Annotated in this window: 9 protein-coding genes; all 9 read left to right on the top strand. The window is 41.6% G+C overall.

Annotation, left to right across the window (positions count from 1 at the left end; all coding sequences use genetic code 11):
• Positions 1–632 precede the first annotated feature (632 nt).
• Complete coding sequence (abaR, locus tag J536_RS22160; protein WP_032063981.1) at positions 633–1,349, top strand: LuxR family transcriptional regulator AbaR; 717 nt, start codon at positions 633–635, stop codon at positions 1,347–1,349.
• A 672-nt stretch (positions 1,350–2,021) separates the two neighbouring features.
• Positions 2,022–3,911, top strand: a complete 1,890-nt coding sequence (locus J536_RS22155) for a fatty acyl-AMP ligase (protein WP_032063980.1) — start codon at positions 2,022–2,024, stop codon at positions 3,909–3,911.
• A 50-nt stretch (positions 3,912–3,961) separates the two neighbouring features.
• Positions 3,962–5,737 (top strand): acyl-CoA dehydrogenase, encoded by a 1,776-nt coding sequence (locus J536_RS22150; RefSeq protein WP_081309286.1) that lies wholly within the window; start codon positions 3,962–3,964, stop codon positions 5,735–5,737.
• A complete protein-coding gene (locus tag J536_RS22145; protein WP_002118032.1) occupies positions 5,734–5,994 on the top strand; it encodes an acyl carrier protein in 261 nt (86 codons plus the stop codon). The genes J536_RS22150 and J536_RS22145 overlap by 4 nt, the downstream gene beginning before the upstream one ends.
• Positions 5,991–9,950: a non-ribosomal peptide synthetase gene (locus J536_RS22140; protein WP_005071954.1), complete on the top strand. Its 3,960-nt coding sequence runs from the start codon at positions 5,991–5,993 to the stop codon at positions 9,948–9,950. Before J536_RS22145 ends, J536_RS22140 begins: the two co-directional genes overlap by 4 nt.
• A gap of 24 nt (positions 9,951–9,974) precedes the next feature.
• Entirely contained in the window at positions 9,975–13,721 is a 3,747-nt protein-coding gene (locus J536_RS22135) for an outer membrane lipoprotein-sorting protein (protein ID WP_032063978.1), read from the top strand.
• Positions 13,718–14,989: a DUF1302 family protein gene (locus J536_RS22130; protein WP_032063977.1), complete on the top strand. Its 1,272-nt coding sequence runs from the start codon at positions 13,718–13,720 to the stop codon at positions 14,987–14,989. The genes J536_RS22135 and J536_RS22130 overlap by 4 nt, the downstream gene beginning before the upstream one ends.
• Positions 14,990–15,042: 53 nt before the next feature.
• A complete protein-coding gene (locus J536_RS22125) occupies positions 15,043–16,908 on the top strand; it encodes an alpha/beta fold hydrolase (protein ID WP_032063976.1) in 1,866 nt (621 codons plus the stop codon).
• The gene (locus J536_RS22120; RefSeq protein WP_005071962.1) at positions 16,901–17,662 is read left to right on the top strand and encodes a 4'-phosphopantetheinyl transferase family protein; all 762 of its coding nucleotides are present in this window, start codon (positions 16,901–16,903) and stop codon (positions 17,660–17,662) included. Before J536_RS22125 ends, J536_RS22120 begins: the two co-directional genes overlap by 8 nt.
• The last annotated feature ends 232 nt before the right edge of the window (positions 17,663–17,894 follow it).

Genomic DNA, 17,894 nt, shown 5'->3' with positions numbered 1-17,894 from the left:
TACTTATGAAAAAACGAGAATTTTGTAGTTTTAATATGCAAACTGCGTTTTAAAAAATGCTAGATAGATTGGAGTTGCTGTAGATCTTTTAGTGTGTATCAAGTCTCATTGTTAAAATAATAATCCTAAGTAAGGTGATTTATAATGTAATTGCTTGATTTATTAAATTATTAAAGGTGTGTTTAGTTTATTTGTATAATAATTAGTAAAATTATATCGGCTAGATAGGTGATAGAAAATATTGTTTAATTAAATTAATGAAAACTGAATATCAATAATAATTAATAGGTCTCCTTGATCTTTTTTAAAATACTTATTTTTTGGAATAAAATGCATCCTGTAAAATTTAATTTTTCAAGCATAATCCGCACATGGAATATAACAACCTTAGAAGCTCTCATAAATTTAGTTTGGCTGAATAATTTACAACCATATTTGGCTTAAAAAAGAGTTGTTAATTAGATGATGAATTCAAAATCTGAAATTGAGAAGTCAGATAAAGAAAATTAGGTATTTAAAAGCTTTATTGAAATAAAGGTAAACGAACAGACCTACGCTTCGATTGGATTGTTTGAATTCACAATATGCAACTGAACAAAAAATGATTTGTGAATGGAGTCTAATGAGAGTAAATGGAAAATTGGCAAGAGGATTTATTATCAGAATTTCTGATCGTAAAAAATGAATACCAGCTGTTTGAGATCGTTAAATCTACAGCTTCAAAGCTTGGATTTGATTATTGTGCTTATGGTATGCAGTCGCCATTATCTATTGCTGAACCAAAAACGATTATGTTGAATAATTACCCAGAAGCATGGCAAAAGCGGTATGTGGAACGGCAATATGTGAAGATAGATCCAACTGTGCAGCATTGTATGGTATCACTTCAACCTCTTGTCTGGTCGAGCCAATTTGCAAAGACACAAGAAGAAAAAGATTTCTGGGAGGAGGCGCGCTCTTATGGCCTTAATGTCGGTTGGGCTCAGTCAAGCCGCGACTTTATTGGAACCAGAGGGATGTTAACACTCGCAAGATCCAGTGACCAATTGTCGGAAAAAGAGCAAAAGGCACAATATACAAATATGTATTGGTTGTCTCAGACAGTGCATTCTAGCATTGCTAAAGTTGTAAATGAAGTGGAATTCGCTCAGTTTAATCTTTATTTAACGAACCGAGAAAAAGAGGCACTGCGTTGGACTGCTGAGGGTAAAACGTCAGCAGAAATTGCCCAGATTCTAGGGGTGACTGAAAGAACAGTAAATTTTCACCTCGGAAACTCAATGCAGAAGTTAAATGTGAATAATAAAATTTCAGCAGCTATCCGAGCTGTGATGTTAGGACTTTTATAAAGTATACCTATAAATAATACATCTGAATAAAGTAAATACTTGTAATATTTATATTTTAAATCAATCATTACTTAACTTATTATAAAAGCTATTTATCTGGGTTTTCTTTAAAAATTAAACCAAATGGAAAAATTTAATTATATGTTATTCATGATTTTGTATGAGTGTTAAAATTAATTATATTAATTTTAAAAATTTTATATTGGTTGTAGGGAGTTATAATGTTGAAATATGATTTATTTTTAAATAAATAATATGGGTGGATTGTTAATCTATACTTAAATGGCCTATTGGTATGTCAAATAAGAATTAAATATCTATAAAATAATTATGCCAACTGAGAAGTCGCTTATGGATTGAAAGCTTTTAGATACTTGTTTAATACTAAAAAAGTAAAGATAAAAATGAATTTAATTTTTAATCTAATTGCAAAAATAAAAAATAGAAATGAGTAAGACAATTTATAAAAGGTATCCAGCTTCTCGATTTTTATAAATATAGACCAACCTGTAAGCACTTACAGGTGTAATAAATGGCACCCACACATAAAATATAATGTGAATTTATATTTTAAACAAAAAGTATATTCATTTTTATTAAAAGCCCCGACGAGAAATGTAATTTCTAAATTAGCGAATTTTAAGGGTGCATTATAATTAATCGGAGTAAGTTATGGCTGTAATGGATACGGATAATATCATTGCAACATTGGAATCCCACGCAAATTTAAATGGAAGTAAGGTTGCTTTCGAGTATTTAGGGCGTCAATCGGGTGGTATTCAGTCTCTTACGTATAAAGATTTGAACGCTCGGGTTCAACATCAAGCTCAGGTATTAATGAATCTTGTAGACAGTGGTGGTCGCGCCGTGTTGCTGTTTGAGCCTGGGTTGGACTTTATCGTATCGTTCTTTGCCTGTCTAAAAGCTAAAATTATCGCGGTACCCGTCAGCCTACCTTTTAATCGTAATGGTTTTTCTAATATTTTGAATATTATGAATGACTGTGAGCCAAAAATAGTACTCACCACAAAAAAGATTCTTGAGCTATCAGGTCTGATCACATTAAAAGCTCAAAATGAAAGCTTAATATTACATGCCGTTGATGCTGAGCTACAGCGTGATTTGGTACAAAAAGATTTCCCGCTCATTACTGAAGAAGATATCTGCTTCCTGCAATACACTTCGGGATCAACAGGTTGGCCTAAAGGGGTAATTGTTACCCATAAGAATATTATGGCAAATGAAGTCATGATTGCTGAAGCTTTTGGCACACAACCTGAAGATATTGGTCTTACATGGCTGCCTGTTTACCACGATATGGGGTTGATTGGTTCAGTTTTGCAAACTGTGTATGTGGGCCTGACTTGCTATGTCATGTCACCGCTAGACTTTATTCGTAAGCCTCTAAAATGGCTGCAATTTATCAGTGAAAAAGGTGTCACAATTACTGGTGGACCAAACTTTGCTTATGAATTATGTCTGCACCGCATCTCTGATGAGCAGGCTGCATCGCTTGATCTGAGTCGTTTACGTGTGCTGTTTAATGGTGCTGAGCCGATCAAAGCTCACGTCATGCAATGCTTCATGGAAAAGTTCAATACCCAGTCGAAACTGAGACTAGATACTTTCTTGCCATGCTATGGATTGGCAGAAGTTACGCTTTTAGTTAGTGGCGTAACTGGCCCTCTCAATGCAATTTCAATCGATCGTGACAAGTTAAATGCCAATCTAATACAAGCCAGTCAAGATCAGACCGCCGTGCAAGTGGTGAGCTGTGGCAAGATCTCGGCACATATTGATTGCCGTATTGTCAATCCGCATACCCGTAAAGAAGTAGCGGCTCATGAAGTTGGTGAAATCTGGCTAGCAGGTGAGAGCGTTACAGCAGGTTACTGGCAGAAGCCAGAGGTCAATCAGGAAACTTTTGCGGCGACTATCATTGATGACGAGGGTCAGCCGAGTCAAGTGCACTACTTGAGAACGGGTGATATGGGCTTTGTCAAAGACGGAGACCTCTATATAACTGGCCGCCTTAAGGATGTGATTATCATCCGTGGCAAGAACTATTACCCGCAAGATATCGAGTGCTCTGTTGAAATGGCACATCCTGCTGTTCGTAAAGGCTGTGTTGCGGCAGTGAATGTTGCTGATTCTGAGGGTGTTACGGTTGTACTTGAGATCAAGAAGAAATCACTAGACAAGACTCTCAATTTTGAAGCCATTAGAACTCAGGTCAAGGAACAAGTGACAGCTGATATTGGCTTACCTGTAGAAGGCGTCTATTTACTGCATCAAGGCCGAATTAACAAAACTACTAGCGGCAAAATTAGAAGAAGAAAAATTAAAGAGCAAATCGAACGCGGTCAATTGGTTTGTTTAACCCATCCAAACCGTAGAACAGTGATTGCTCGAAACTATGTCAAAAACGGCTTAGAAGTCATCCGTGATCGTGAGCAGCGGGGGCAGCTGATTCGTTATAGCTCCAATCTTCTGAACTCAATGATCAAGGAACGTGAAGTACGCGCGCTGATTTTTAATCGTCTGAAAAGTGCTTTGTTTTAACCCTTACCCTTTAATCATTTGAGTGAAAATCCATGTCACTTACATCTAATTTGCGGCAGTTTCAGTCTGCTGCTCGTCTGGAGCAAATTTTAGGCTCCGTACATGATAACAACAACGATTTTTCTTGGTCCGCTGCCATCGAGCGTGATGAGAAAGAGCAATATCCTCAGCGTGCTGTTGATTTTCTGAATGCGGTGGGTATGAACCGTTTCTATGTACCTTCAGAGCTCGGAGGTCGTATGGAAATTGGTGAAGAGTTGCTATATCTGCATCGTGTGTTGGCACGACGTGATCTAACCATCAATTCGACCTATAGCACGAACGCTTGGTCTGTGATCGTATGGATCGGCGGTAATGCGAATCAATGCCAAAACATTGCTAGCCGAATTTTAAGTGGTGCTGCTCCAGCATTGGCTTATAGCGAGAAAGCGCATGGTGCTGACCTATTATCTAGTGAAGTGACAGCACAGCCTGCCGAGAGTAAATACATCTTAAATGGCGAAAAATGGTCAATCAACCGCGCCACTTTAGGAGACTCTTTAAGCCTAATCGCTAAAACATCGAATGATCGTGGACCACGTAGTTTGAGTGCATTCTGGCTTGATAAGCGTCATATGGCTTCTAAAGGAACATATAGTCTGAACCGCCTGCCAACAGTGGGCATGCGTGGTTTAGATATTAGTGGTATTGGCTTTAACAACGCTGAAATTCACAAAGATGCTTTGATCGGTGAAGAGGGCCAAGGGTTGGAACTTGGACTCAAAACCCTACAGGTAACGCGTGCATATTGCAGTAGTTTCTCGCTGGGGGCTGGCGATACGATGCTACGAATCGCGACCGAGTTTGCTATCGAACGCGAGTTATATAACAAAAAAGTAATAAGCATTCCACTGGTGCGTGAGCAGCTCGCTACAGCCTATGCCTATCTATTAGCAGCGGAGGTGTTATCACTCGTTGGCGCACGTGGATTACACGTTTGTATTAATCAGTTCAGTACATGGTCGCCAATCGTCAAGGTACTGGTGCCTGAGTATGTAGAGTCACTTGCCAAGATCACTTCTTCAGTGCTTGGGTCACGTTTCTTCTTAAGAAATGCATATGCAGATGGAATGTACCAGAAAGCATTCAGAGACCATCTGATTGTTAGTGTGTTTGACGGGAGTAGCACCGTTTGTCTAGACAGTCTGAGTTTCCAGCTCAAATCAGCCAATAAAGGTCGTAGCAAAAAAGCCGACCATCTCAACCAAGCCGAAGCTAAAGCACGCTATCGCCAGTTGTATGACTTACAAGTGGAGACAGACGCTATTGATTTTCGTGGGCTTGAGATTTTCAACCGAGATGGCGATTTGGTGATGGAGTCGCTGGAGACAATCATTGAAATGCTCAACGATGCCGAAGCTACAGTAGGGTTGTCTACTGAAATGCTATCTACGCTACGTGAGCATGCAGACCGGCTTCTGGTTGAACAGCATTCATTGGATCAAAAAATTCAGAATTACTTTTCAAACTCTGAGGAAAGCAAAGAGTTTGAAACTTTGCGTTTTAGCCTCGCTCGAGGCTACGCAGAACTGTTTGCCCGCATTGCTGTGCTGGGTTTCTGGGTCTTCAACCGTCATGGCTTAAGGACTGCTTTAAAGGATGGAGCATGGTTGATCATTTTCCTAAATGCTGCTGAAGGGCAGACATCTCCTCCTATTACGTCATTACGTGAAAGCACATTAGCAGATTTGCTAGACCGAATTTCAACCAACCACATGTTATCTGTTATCGATTTCGCATTGGCACCGCGTGATGCCAAACCAGTTAAAGAGGAGATTACCCCATGAATAAGGATAAAGTTTACTGGAGCGCGATCATTCGTACGCTAGTAGCTAAAGAGATGCGTGTAGAGCCTGAGACGATTGATCCAGAGCAAAAATTTACCAGTTATGGTCTTGATTCGATCGTTGCTTTGTCTGTGTCTGGGGACTTGGAAGATCTGACAAAACTGGAACTTGAGCCGACACTGCTATGGGATTACCCAACAATCAATGCATTGGCTGAATATCTGGTTTCTGAGTTGCAACAGGGAGTTGCTTCATGAATAACATTGCGAGCCTAGAACCAAAAATTCTGTCGCGTCATGCGATTTCTGCAGAACAACTTGGTATTTGGTATATCCAGCGTCTTGAGCCAACTTGCAGTGCCTACAATATGGTGGTGGCTTTTGATGTGAAGGTCAACCAGCCATTAGGCAATAAGCCGATGGAGATTTTGGAAGCAGTGTTACATGATTATCCGTTACTACGTGTAAGCATGCCTGCCAATGATCAGGGCATTGAGCAAATCATCTGGGATCGTGTATATCCTAATATCATTCTCTCTGATGCTCGTCATGTTGAAGCTTCTGATTTGACGAAATTAGTCGAACAGGATACCAAGCAACCATTTGACCTAACTCAGCCACCTTTGTGGCGTATCCATTGTTATGAGCGTGGTCAGAATCACTATGTGATTGCAGTTGTGATTCATCATGCCTTAATGGATTTCTGGTCAATTGGCTTGTTGCTGCGTGATGTCTGCAAGCGTTTTGGGCTAGTGACAGAGTCAAATCTAGTGAACGGAATCGAGTTCGCTCAATATGCAGATAAGCAGAAGAGCAACGTGATTGGTGATGCTGATGAAAGCTTACTGTTTTGGAAAAATGCGTTAAAGCATGCTCCACATGTGCATAGCATTCCACTTGATTATCCACGTCCAGCTGTGCAACAACATAAAGGTAGCTCGGTAATTTTCCGTGTACCTGAGTCAGTATCGTCTGGTCTTGTAAACTTGGCGAAAGATTATGAAATTACCTTGTTCGGTCTTGTACTATCGGGCTTCTATATCCTGCTGAACAAACTATCAAATGAAAATAATCTAGTCGTTGCCACAGCAGTAGCAGGTCGACTTGAACGCTCTTTGCGCAATGCACTAGGACAGTTTGTCAATACAATTGCTCTTAACATAGACATCGATGCTGATCAGACTTTACGTCAATTTACACAGCAGGTGCAGGAACAATTAAAACAGAGTCTTAAACATCAAAAAGTTGCTTTTTCCAGAGTGGTTGAAGCTGTTTCACCAAAGCGTGATGGCAGTATCAACCCATTGGCTCAGGTTGGAATGTTTTGGGAACGTCTAGGTGGTTTGGATGAGTTTAAAGAATTACTCTTACCAATCCAGAATCCAGCTACTTTAGCTGGTCAAGACCTTACGCTAGGAAGCTTTCCAGTTCGCCAACAAGAAGGCCAACTAGATATTATGCTAGAAATGGGTGGTGAATATCAGGGTGAACTGATTGGCGTACTGAAATACAACTCTGAAATATTTTCTGCGGAGTCTGCCGAGAATATGGTGCAACTACTGCAAGTTGTACTATCGGAAATGGTGGCTCATCCTGAACGTAAGATCGTTGAGTTAGATATCGCACCTGATTATGCGAATGGCATTCAGCTAGGCTATCTACGTGGTCAGGTGACCGACTATCCTCGACATGATCTACTGGGAATGATTCTAAAACAGATCGATGAGCGTGGTCACAATCATGCTATGACTTCTAGAGATCATGCTGTCAGCTATCATGAGTTAGGTCAGCATATTGCTGGGATTGCTGAATATTTACGTGCACATGGTATTACCAATGGGGATCGTGTAGGTCTGATGGTAGACCGCACTGTGCTATTGCCCGCGGCAGTCCTCGGAATCTGGGCGGCAGGAGCAGCATATGTACCGTTGGATCCTAGTTTCCCAAGAGAACGTTTGCATAACATCGTAGAAGATGCTGAACCTAAAGTCATCTTGACCCAAACTGACTTGATGGATGCTCTTACAGTCTCTGTACCACGTCTAGATATCAATCAAGCTGGTGTTGTTCCCCTTGAGCAAGTACGTGAGACGCTTGCCTTTGGTGATACCGCTTATGTGATGTACACCTCCGGCTCGACAGGTAAACCTAAAGGCGTGCGTATTGGGCATCCTTCAATAGCTAATTTCTTACTGTCTGTGAATGATAGGCTGCAAGCAACTGCTGATATGCAGTTATTAGCAATCACTACTTATGCGTTTGATATTTCTGTTGTTGAACTATTGATTCCACTGATGTACGGCGGTGTGGTGCATGTGTGCCCACGTGAGATCTCTCTAGATGGGAACCTGCTGGTTGAGTATATGCAGGCGAAGTCAATCAATGTTATGCAGGCAACGCCGTCCTCTTGGAAAATGCTCTTGGACAGTGAGTGGAAAGGTATCCCACATCTAACTGCACTTAGCGGAGGCGAAGCGCTAGATCCTGTACTCGCAGAAAAACTACTGGGTAAAGTCAGCTGTCTTTGGAACGTCTATGGTCCGACCGAGACAACTGTGTGGTCCAGTGCAGCCCACATCACCGATGCCAAATATATTGATTTAGGCGAACCAATGGCGAACACCCAGCTTTATGTTCTTGATGAACAGCAGCGATTGGTTCCACGAGGCGTTATGGGAGAGCTCTGGATTGGAGGCGATGGTCTTGCAGTCGATTACTGGCATCGACCTGAGTTGACAGATGCACAATTTAGAACTTTACCATCCCTACCAAATGCTGGTCGACTCTATCGCACCGGAGATAAAGTCTGTCTGCGAATGGATGGGCGTTTGACTCATCACGGACGTCTGGATTTTCAGGTCAAAATCCGTGGATTCCGTATTGAGCTAGGCGAAATCGAGAATGTCCTCAAACAGATCGATGGTATTACAGATGCAGTAGTCTTGGTTAAGACCACAGCCGACAATGATCAGAAACTGGTGGCTTATGTGACTGGACATGATATTGAAATGGCTGGTTTAAAAAAGACTCTACAAATCCATCTTCCGGCTTATATGGTGCCAAGTACGTTTATCCGATTGGATGAGTTTCCAATGACGGCTAACAATAAGTTAGATCGTAAGGCATTCCCTGAGCCAGTGTTTGAGCAGAGCAACGATTATGTTGCTCCACGCGATTCGATCGAAATCGAGTTATGTACTACCTTTGAGCAGATTTTATCAGTCAAGCGAGTTGGTATACATGATGATTTCTTTGAATTAGGTGGGCATTCATTACTGGCTGTGAAACTTGTCAATCATCTCAAGAAGGTATTTGGTACCGAATTATCAGTTGCTTTACTTGCACAGTACTCAACTGTTGAGAGTTTGGGGGAGATCATCCGTGAAAATAAAGAAATCAAACCTTCAATCGTAATCGAACTGCGCAGCGGAACTTATGAACAGCCGCTATGGCTCTTCCATCCGATTGGTGGCAGTACCTTCTGTTATATGGAACTCTCGCGTCATCTCAATCCGAACCGTACTTTACGTGCTATTCAGTCTCCGGGTCTGATTGAAGCAGATGCTGCTGAAGTGGCGATTGAAGAAATGGCGACACTCTATATTGCTGAAATGCAAAAAATGCAGCCTCAAGGGCCTTATTTCCTCGGTGGTTGGTGTTTTGGCGGTGCGATTGCATACGAGATCAGTCGTCAGTTGCGTCAAATGGGGCAGCAGGTCACAGGGATTGTCATGATTGATACACGTGCTCCAATTCCAGAGAATGTGCCTGAAGATGCTGATGATGCCATGCTTTTGTCTTGGTTTGCTCGTGATTTGGCTGTGCCTTATGGCAAAAAGCTGACGATATCAGCGCAATACTTGCGTGAATTGAGTCCAGATCACATGTTTGATCATGTGCTTAAAGAAGCTAAGGCCATCAATGTCATACCTCTGGATGCTAACCCATCAGATTTCCGGCTTTACTTTGATACTTATTTGGCGAATGGCGTCGCACTACAGACCTATTTCCCAGAGCCTGAAGATTTTCCGATCCTCTTGGTTAAAGCCAAAGATGAGTCTGAAGATTTTGGGGAAAGTCTCGGCTGGGATCATTTGATCAAAGATACGCTTACACAAGTGGATCTACCTGGTGACCATTCATCGATTATGTTCGCTGAGAACGTTGCGGCTGTGGCCAAGACAATTGATCAGATGTATCCAATTCCTGCATAAGAAATACAAGAAGGTAGAACCACTATGGTGACCATAGAACATGCTTTCCTTATACCGGCCGAGATTGATAAAGTTTTTAAATATCTTGCAAACCCGGGCAATGATGCAAGCTGGCAATTGTCATGTAAGCATTCAGAGCTACTAGACACTACTCCGCGTGTGGGCAGCAAGTATGAACTCAATTTGAGCTTTGCTAGTCGTGAGTTGGCCTTTAAAGGTGAAATTACACACCTGGTACCGAATGAATTGTATGCCTTCCAAGTGTTAGAAGGACCGTTTTATTACAAAGGTACTTATCGCTTCAAACCTCATCCAGAAGGTACATGGATTGAATGGTTGTTTGAGGCAGAGCCGGGCGGCTTTTTTGGTGTATTTCCTAATGCACTGCTAAAAAAAATGGTTCTTGCCCAGTTCAAAAAAGATCTTGCTAATCTTCAGGCGCTGGCTCAGAAGGGCGGAACCTATGAGGCAGTGAGTACGCAAACGCAAGAGATTGAAGAGCCATCGGTAGAAGTCAAAAAACCATTGCAGGAGATAGAAGAACCATCGCCAGAGATCAAAAAACCATTGCAGGAGATCAAAGAATCATCGCAAGAGATCGAAAAACCACTTCAAAAGACTCATCTAGTGATGGAGCAATATGCGCGATGGATTCTTAGACATCGCCGTATTGTACTGACAGTGGTCATGCTCTTGACGATTGCTTTGGCATACCTTGCATCTGGTGTAAAAATTATTATTGATCCAGGCGCACTTGCACCGAATGGGCATCCTTATATCACCTCGACCAAGCTGATCGAAAAAAAATTCGGCTCCAAGTATATGGTTGTGATCGGTATTACACCGAAGCAAGGTGATATTTATCAACCGCAAGTGTTGGAAAAAGTCAAACGTATTACCGAAGAAGTGGACAACGCCCCCGGCGTTGTTCGATCAACTATGATGAGTTTGGCTGCACGTCAAGCGAAAGGAATCATGGCTAATTCGGAAGGGTTTGATGCCAAAAAATTACTGCCGACCAGTTCTGTAACTCAGGATGATATCGATCAACTGAAAAAAGTGTTGGCAATGAATCCAACTTATATGAATTCAGTGGTGTCTAAAGATCAAAGAACTGCTGCGATTTTGCTTGAGCTTGAGGAAAGTCCAGAGGGCTTCCAGAAGATGATGGCTCCGATCAACAAAATTGTAGAAAGCGAACAATCTAAAGATATGACGCTCAGTGTCGGCGGTAATCCTGTCTATCTAGATAAAGCTGAAGATTACTCTAAGCGTATCAATATCTTGTTCCCGATTGCCGTATTGGTGATTGGATTGTTGCACTTTGAAGCATTCCGCAGTAAGCAGGGTTTGATTCTGCCACTCGTTACAGCTTTGCTTGCTGTGGCATGGGGTATGGGCATGATGGGACTGTTCAAACAGCCTATGGATATCTTTAACTCGCCTACACCAATTTTGATTCTGGCCATTGCAGCAGGGCACGCCGTGCAGTTGCTCAAGCGTTACTATGAAGATTTTGATCGTCTGATTGCTCAAGGGATGGAACCTAAAGCTGCCAATAGCGAAGCTGTGGTGCAGTCTTTAGTTCGTGTTGGTCCAGTTATGGTGCTGGCTGGTGGAATTGCGGCGGCTGGATTCTTCTCTCTGTTGACCTTCAATATTCCGACTATTCGTTCATTCGGTATTTTTACTGGAATCGGGATCATCAGTACGCTGATCATTGAGATGACTTTTATTCCGGCACTACGCTCAATGTTGCCACCGCCTTCGGTTACCAAGGTCAAACGCAAAGGGCTACCGATCTGGGATTGGATTCCAAATCGTATTGGCGATGCCATTTTGTCAGTTCGTCCACGAATGATATTAATGACTGCGATTGCGGCAATTGGTTTTTTTCTTGCGATCGGCACGAGCCGTATTGTGGTAGATAACGATAGTCGGAATTTCTTCTCACGTGATCTTCCGATGCAGCAGGATGACAGGTTCTTGAATCAGTCACTTGGTGGCACAAACAGCCTTTATATTATGGTCGATACGAAGGTTCGTGACGGTATTGAAAACCCAGAGATCCTAAAAGCGATTGATAATACAGAGAAGTTCGCGAATTCAATTCCAGAGGTTGGTAAAACAATCTCTATCGTGGACTATATCAAACGAATGAATCAGGCAATGAATGCCGATCAGCCACAGGCATTTCAGGTTCCTGCAACCAAAGATGTTGTTGCTCAATATCTGCTGTTGTATTCAATGTCTGGTGAGCCGACTGATTTTGAATCCTACATTGATACTACTCAGCGCTATGCCAAAATCACGATTCTTATGAAAACGGGCAGCAACCACCGTATTAAAGAAATCCTTGAATCGCTAAAAACGTATATGGCGGCTCAATTGGGTGACAAGGCTGTAGTGAGTTTTGGTGGTGACGTGACGCAAACCATTGCTTTGACTGAAACAATGGTTCACGGCAAGCTCATGAACATTCTACAAATTTCATTTGCCGTATTCTTTATTTCAGCACTGGTCTTCCGTTCGATTTCAGCTGGGCTGATTGTCCTGACACCACTTCTGTTCTCAATTCTTGCCATCTTTGGTGTGATGGGCTGGCTCGACATTCCGCTCAATATTCCAAATTCCCTTATCTCGGCCATGGCTGTAGGTATTGGTGCGGATTACGCCATTTATTTCCTCTATCGTTTGCGTGAAATCTTGCGCGAAGAAGGGGGAGATATCAAAGATGCTATTCGTAAAACATTAAGTACTGCTGGTAAGGCTTCTCTTTTTGTCGCGACTGCGGTCGCTGGCGGGTATGGCGTATTGTCCTTATCGCAGGGCTTCCACGTACATCAATGGCTAGCGATGTTTATTGTGATTGCGATGCTTTTCAGTGTGTTTGCAACCTTAATTATGGTACCTACAATGATTCTAATATTAAAACCTCGTTTCATCTTTTCCTCAAATAAGAAAAGCATCCCCGTTGCACAAACTGTTGTGACAAGCCTTTTGTTAGGTACTGCGCTCACCTTTTCATTACCTAAAACATCTCATGCAGATGAAGTTCAAGACATTGTTAATCGTAGTGATGATGCCTCTAAATTCCTGACTTCAAGTGCTAGTGCCAAATTTATTTTGACTTCTAAAAATGGTGAGCAACGTGTGCGCTTGACTAAAAATATGACCAAGCTTGCTGGAAATACTCAGAATAATATGCGTTTGACCGAGTTTATCTCGCCTGCAGATGTACAGGGAACCACGACGTTATTGATTGAGAATGTAAAAGGCAGTGATAGCATGTTTGTCTATTTGCCTGCATTGAAAAAAGTACGCCGTCTTGCATCAGCGAATAAGGGTGATGCTTTTATTGGCACGGACTTTAGTTATGGTGATGTCCTTGGCTATAAGTTAAGTGACTGGAAGTACACGAAACTTGCAGATGGCAAATTTAATGGCAAAGATTGCTATATGATCGAAGCAACGCCAATCAATAATACGGTGAAGAGTGACTTTGGTTATAGCAAACGTCGCATGTGCATTCTCAAAGACAACTTTGTTACAGCAACCATCGATATATGGGACACAGCAGGCAAACCGTTAAAGCATATTGAGTTCACGGATATCCGTCCTTACGGCAAAGTAAAACCAAGATGGCAAGCCATGAAATCTATGGCGAAGAATCTGCAAACTCAGCATATGACACAAGTGATCGTTAATGATTTTGTCGCAGAGAAAACTTTATCCGATAAGATTTTCTCACCGCAGAGCCTTGAAAAATGACGCAAGGTGCCTATTGGGTATTTGCATGCTGCAGTAGCTTTATGCTACTGCAGCATGCTTATGCAGATGACAGCGAAATGAGTTTTGTAAGCCAGAACTCAGCCAGACTCGATGTCTGGTCATCAGATCGTGATTTAAGTTCGTTAAAAAACATTGGGCAAGCAAGTTTCTGGTCCAATGGTACGCTCAAGTTTAACCCTGAGTTTAAGATCCATTACGACATAAATATTGGAGACGAAACGGACCATACTGTAAACCCAGATCAGGTGAGTAAGGTGAATCGCAACTTACGTGAGTTGTACGCCTCTTACAACTGGGATCAGACGTTCTATCTTGATGTTGGCCGCCAGATTGTAGTCTGGGGGAGAGCTGATGGGATTAATCCAACAGATAATCTATCACCCCGTGATTATACGCGCCTAGTACCAGATGAAACAGATCAACGTCTTGGAAATGATGCAATCAAATTGACGTATATTCCTGAATCTGGAACCAATAAATGGACAGCGTTGTGGTATCCGCGTAGTCGTTCAGATGTAATTCCATTGCGTCAGATTGCTGGTGTTCAATATGACATAGACCATAAGAGCCGACCTGCATTTGCAGTGCGCTGGGATTATTCTGTAGATGGTTTAGATGTTGGTGCATCATATTTCTCGGGTTTGGATCATATGCCCGATCTGTCACTCCAGTCGTTATCTCAAACAGGAGCAACTTTACAACTGAAAAATAATCCTATGTCTGTCTATGGATTTGATTTCAGTTATAACCATAACGATATCGTATGGCGCGGTGAAGCAGCCTATACCCAAACTGACTCAGAAGGTAGTGAAGATCTTACGCACAAAAAAAATAATCTGGCTGTAGTCATCGGTCCAGAATTAGCATTGAAGAATTCCACCGTGAGTTTAGTAGGTGTCTATAAACATACGGAGGACTTAAGATCTGCCGATAGTCTAACAAATCCATTATTGAGAGAAGTTTACCGTTATCAGCAAACCATCAGTAACCAATATGAGCGCGATCAGTATGGAGCTATGCTGCGCTATGCACTTAACCTCCTGAATGACAACCTAAAGTTAGAAGTAACAGGTTTCTATTTTGCACCAGAGCCCAATGAGATGTTGAGAGTTCGTATTAATTACAACCTTAATGATCACTGGCAGTTTAATGTAGGTGGAGATCGCTTCTGGGGCAGAAATGATACGGTGTTAGGACAATTTAGAGATAACAGTCTGGTATATGGCCAGGTTCGATATAACTTTTAAGACAATTCGCTCCAAAACAATGCTGGAGTGCCCAGTACCTAATAAGGTGATATATGGATAATTTAAATAACGCAAAAAAAGATAATTTTTCACAGAAGACCATATTAGTAACAGGTGCAGCGGGTTTCATTGGCAGTAGACTGATCGTTGATCTTCTACGTGAAGGTCATCAGGTGATTGCTGCACTGCGCAATGCTGCAACCAAGAAAGATAAGCTGTTAGGTTTTATTGCAACAGAAGGGCTAGTTGATCCATCTATTTCGTTTGTTGAATATGATTTAAGCCGTGACTTTAAGCTGGACTCTCTACTAACGGATGCTCAAACAAAGATCCATGTTGTTTATCATCTTGCTGCATCATTTAATTGGGGCATTAGCAAAGCTGAAGCTCAGCGTACGAATGTAAAATCAGGACTTGCTCTGATTGAATGGGCTGCGACATTGAAGCAGCTTGAGCGATTTATCTGGATTGGTGGATATCGTGTCGCTACCCCGCCGCAAGAGTCTGCTGATGATTTGTATTATAAATATGGTGGTTACGAAGCTTCGAAAATTTTAGGGCATCAAGCTTTTATTGAGACATGTAAGCGTTTAAATGTGCCATGGACCGCAATAAATCCGGCGACAGTCATTGATGGTTTTTATACTTATGGTGATATGCAATATATTGGTATTGCCGAAATGATTGATAAGTTATATCAAGGACGTCTGCTGGCGCTGCCTGGTGGGAGTGATACATTCCTGCCACTCTGCAATATGCAATATATCGTGAGCTTTCTCATCCGAACGATATCTTTTCCTGAGACTATTGCTCAGGAGTATGTATTACTTGATCCTGCGACACCTAAATGTCATCGTCTAGTTAACCTAGCTGCCGAGCACTTAGGGGTTAGCGCACCACATTTGCAAATACCTAAAGTTCTGCTCGAGAAATTACCTGAGGTATTGCTTGGTGGCTCAAAAGAGCAGCTCGCTTTTATTTCTAATGAAAACTATCATGTCGCTGAGACAGAAAAAATGGCTGTTAAGATGGGTATCGCAGGCCTAATCAATACCAGTCCTTATTTTTCTCGTTGGATTGATCGACTGGTCCTTACACGTTTTGGTCGTATGCAAGCTCCAACACCTAGCTGTTTCAGCTATCAGAATCGATATTGGACAGAAATCTATACTAAACAACCAGTTGGTTCAGAAAAATCTTCTGCATTATTTTTACACGGTATCCCATTCGATAGCACATGTTGGCTCCCAATAATTAATAAAATCACCTATGATCAGGTCGTTATGATGGACCTACCTGGACTTGGGCGTTCAGGTAGTTATGAGGTGATGGAAGATAACAATCATCAGTTTATTGATAATGCTGCAAAGCTTTTAGCACCAAATAGTGTTGTTATTGCTCACTCGTTAGGATGTTTATTTGCATTGAGTCTTGCGCAGAAATATCCAAATAAAGTTGCACGTCTTATCCTTATATCGCCTTATTTCGTGCAGGCACAGGCCGCAAAAATATTTCAAATACAAATCATCTCTAATCTAATTTTCCGTTTTGTATCGAAAGATAAAATTGCTAAAAACCTGCATCCAGATGGACAAAAAAATCTATCTGTTGGTTATGCGATGGATTCATTACACCGGGTGTCGGTAGCCAAGCATATTAGTGAGTATATGCATCGTATTAGTTTGCCTCAGCAGAGAGTATCTCAAACAGCTTTGTTAAACGAGCTTGGCTCTAAAGTTGAAATCATTGTTGGAGAGAAGGATCCAATTGTTACTACAATAAGTCCTAATATTCCTGTACATATCATTGCTGGCGCAGGCCATAATCCGCACGTTACCCATGTAGAAGCGGTTTATGATTATCTCACACCAGTTCTAACCAAATATATCAGCACCACAGTACAGCTCAGTGATGTCTGATATTTCCAAAGTACAGGTGTATGTCTGCCCGGTTTCACGCGTGCCACAAAACCATCTCATGTTGAGTCATTATCTCAGCTTTCTCAATGCGGCAGAAAAGTTGAGATATGATCAATATCATCCTCATGCTGCACGACTTTTCTTAATTTCTCGTGTGTTAACGAAGTCTGTTTTAGCAGATAAGTTGGGTATTTCACCCCATGAGGTCAACATTCAATTACAACCTAACGGCAAACCTTTTATACAAGGTAGTAAAGCTGTTTATTTCAATCTTAGTCATTCAGCAGACGTTATTGTTCTTGCGGTGACTGAAAAAGGAGAAATAGGAGTTGATGTTGAACGGCTGGACCGTGAGTTCGATTGGATGCGTGTCGATAGTGTGTTAGCGCCAAGTGAAATTGAATGGATTCAGGAAAATGAAAGGATTGATCCATCCACTGTATATCAACGGTTTTTTCAAATATGGACCTTAAAAGAATCCTATATTAAATGTACTGGCGAAGGAATGAGTCGTCATTTAAAGAAGCTCAACTTTCATGTGTTAGCTGAACATATAGAGTTTCTCGATTCAACTCGTGATATTCAAAAGGCAGAAGAATATTATTTCCAAAGCTATGTCTATGATCATAACTTCATCTTTTCTATCTGTTTACAACAAAGATGTAGTCTAGAGCGCTTTAACTTGGATTGTTTTCAATCATTACCCTTTATATCTACGCATCGGATAACACCAATACCCTGCAAATATAACTAGATTAACTCGAAACAATTACTGGTTTAAAAATCTGAGTCTATCAATGAAATACTCGGCCTTGAGCTGAGCTATTCTCAGAATGAATATGCTGTGAATCGATAGAACGTAAAATCATGGGTCGATAAAAAGAAAAAAGCCCCAGTCTTTCGACTAGGGCCTTTTAAATTTGGAGCGGGAAACGAGACTCGAACTCGCGACCCCAACCTTGGCAAGGTTATGCTCTACCAACTGA

The organism is Acinetobacter sp. 809848, assembly GCF_000581275.1.
GTDB lineage: Bacteria > Pseudomonadota > Gammaproteobacteria > Pseudomonadales > Moraxellaceae > Acinetobacter > Acinetobacter pittii.
This window is presented reverse-complemented; position numbering and strand designations above follow the sequence as displayed.

Excerpts from the sequence above, each read along its gene's own strand:
- abaR (WP_032063981.1), top strand. The coding sequence starts at position 633 with ATGGAAAATTGGCAAGAGGATTTATTATCAGAATTTCTGATCGTAAAA.
- J536_RS22155 (WP_032063980.1), top strand. The coding sequence starts at position 2,022 with ATGGCTGTAATGGATACGGATAATATCATTGCAACATTGGAATCCCAC.
- J536_RS22145 (WP_002118032.1), top strand. The coding sequence starts at position 5,734 with ATGAATAAGGATAAAGTTTACTGGAGCGCGATCATTCGTACGCTAGTA.
- J536_RS22140 (WP_005071954.1), top strand. The coding sequence starts at position 5,991 with ATGAATAACATTGCGAGCCTAGAACCAAAAATTCTGTCGCGTCATGCG.
- J536_RS22135 (WP_032063978.1), top strand. The coding sequence starts at position 9,975 with ATGGTGACCATAGAACATGCTTTCCTTATACCGGCCGAGATTGATAAA.
- J536_RS22130 (WP_032063977.1), top strand. The coding sequence starts at position 13,718 with ATGACGCAAGGTGCCTATTGGGTATTTGCATGCTGCAGTAGCTTTATG.
- J536_RS22125 (WP_032063976.1), top strand. The coding sequence starts at position 15,043 with ATGGATAATTTAAATAACGCAAAAAAAGATAATTTTTCACAGAAGACC.
- J536_RS22120 (WP_005071962.1), top strand. The coding sequence starts at position 16,901 with ATGTCTGATATTTCCAAAGTACAGGTGTATGTCTGCCCGGTTTCACGC.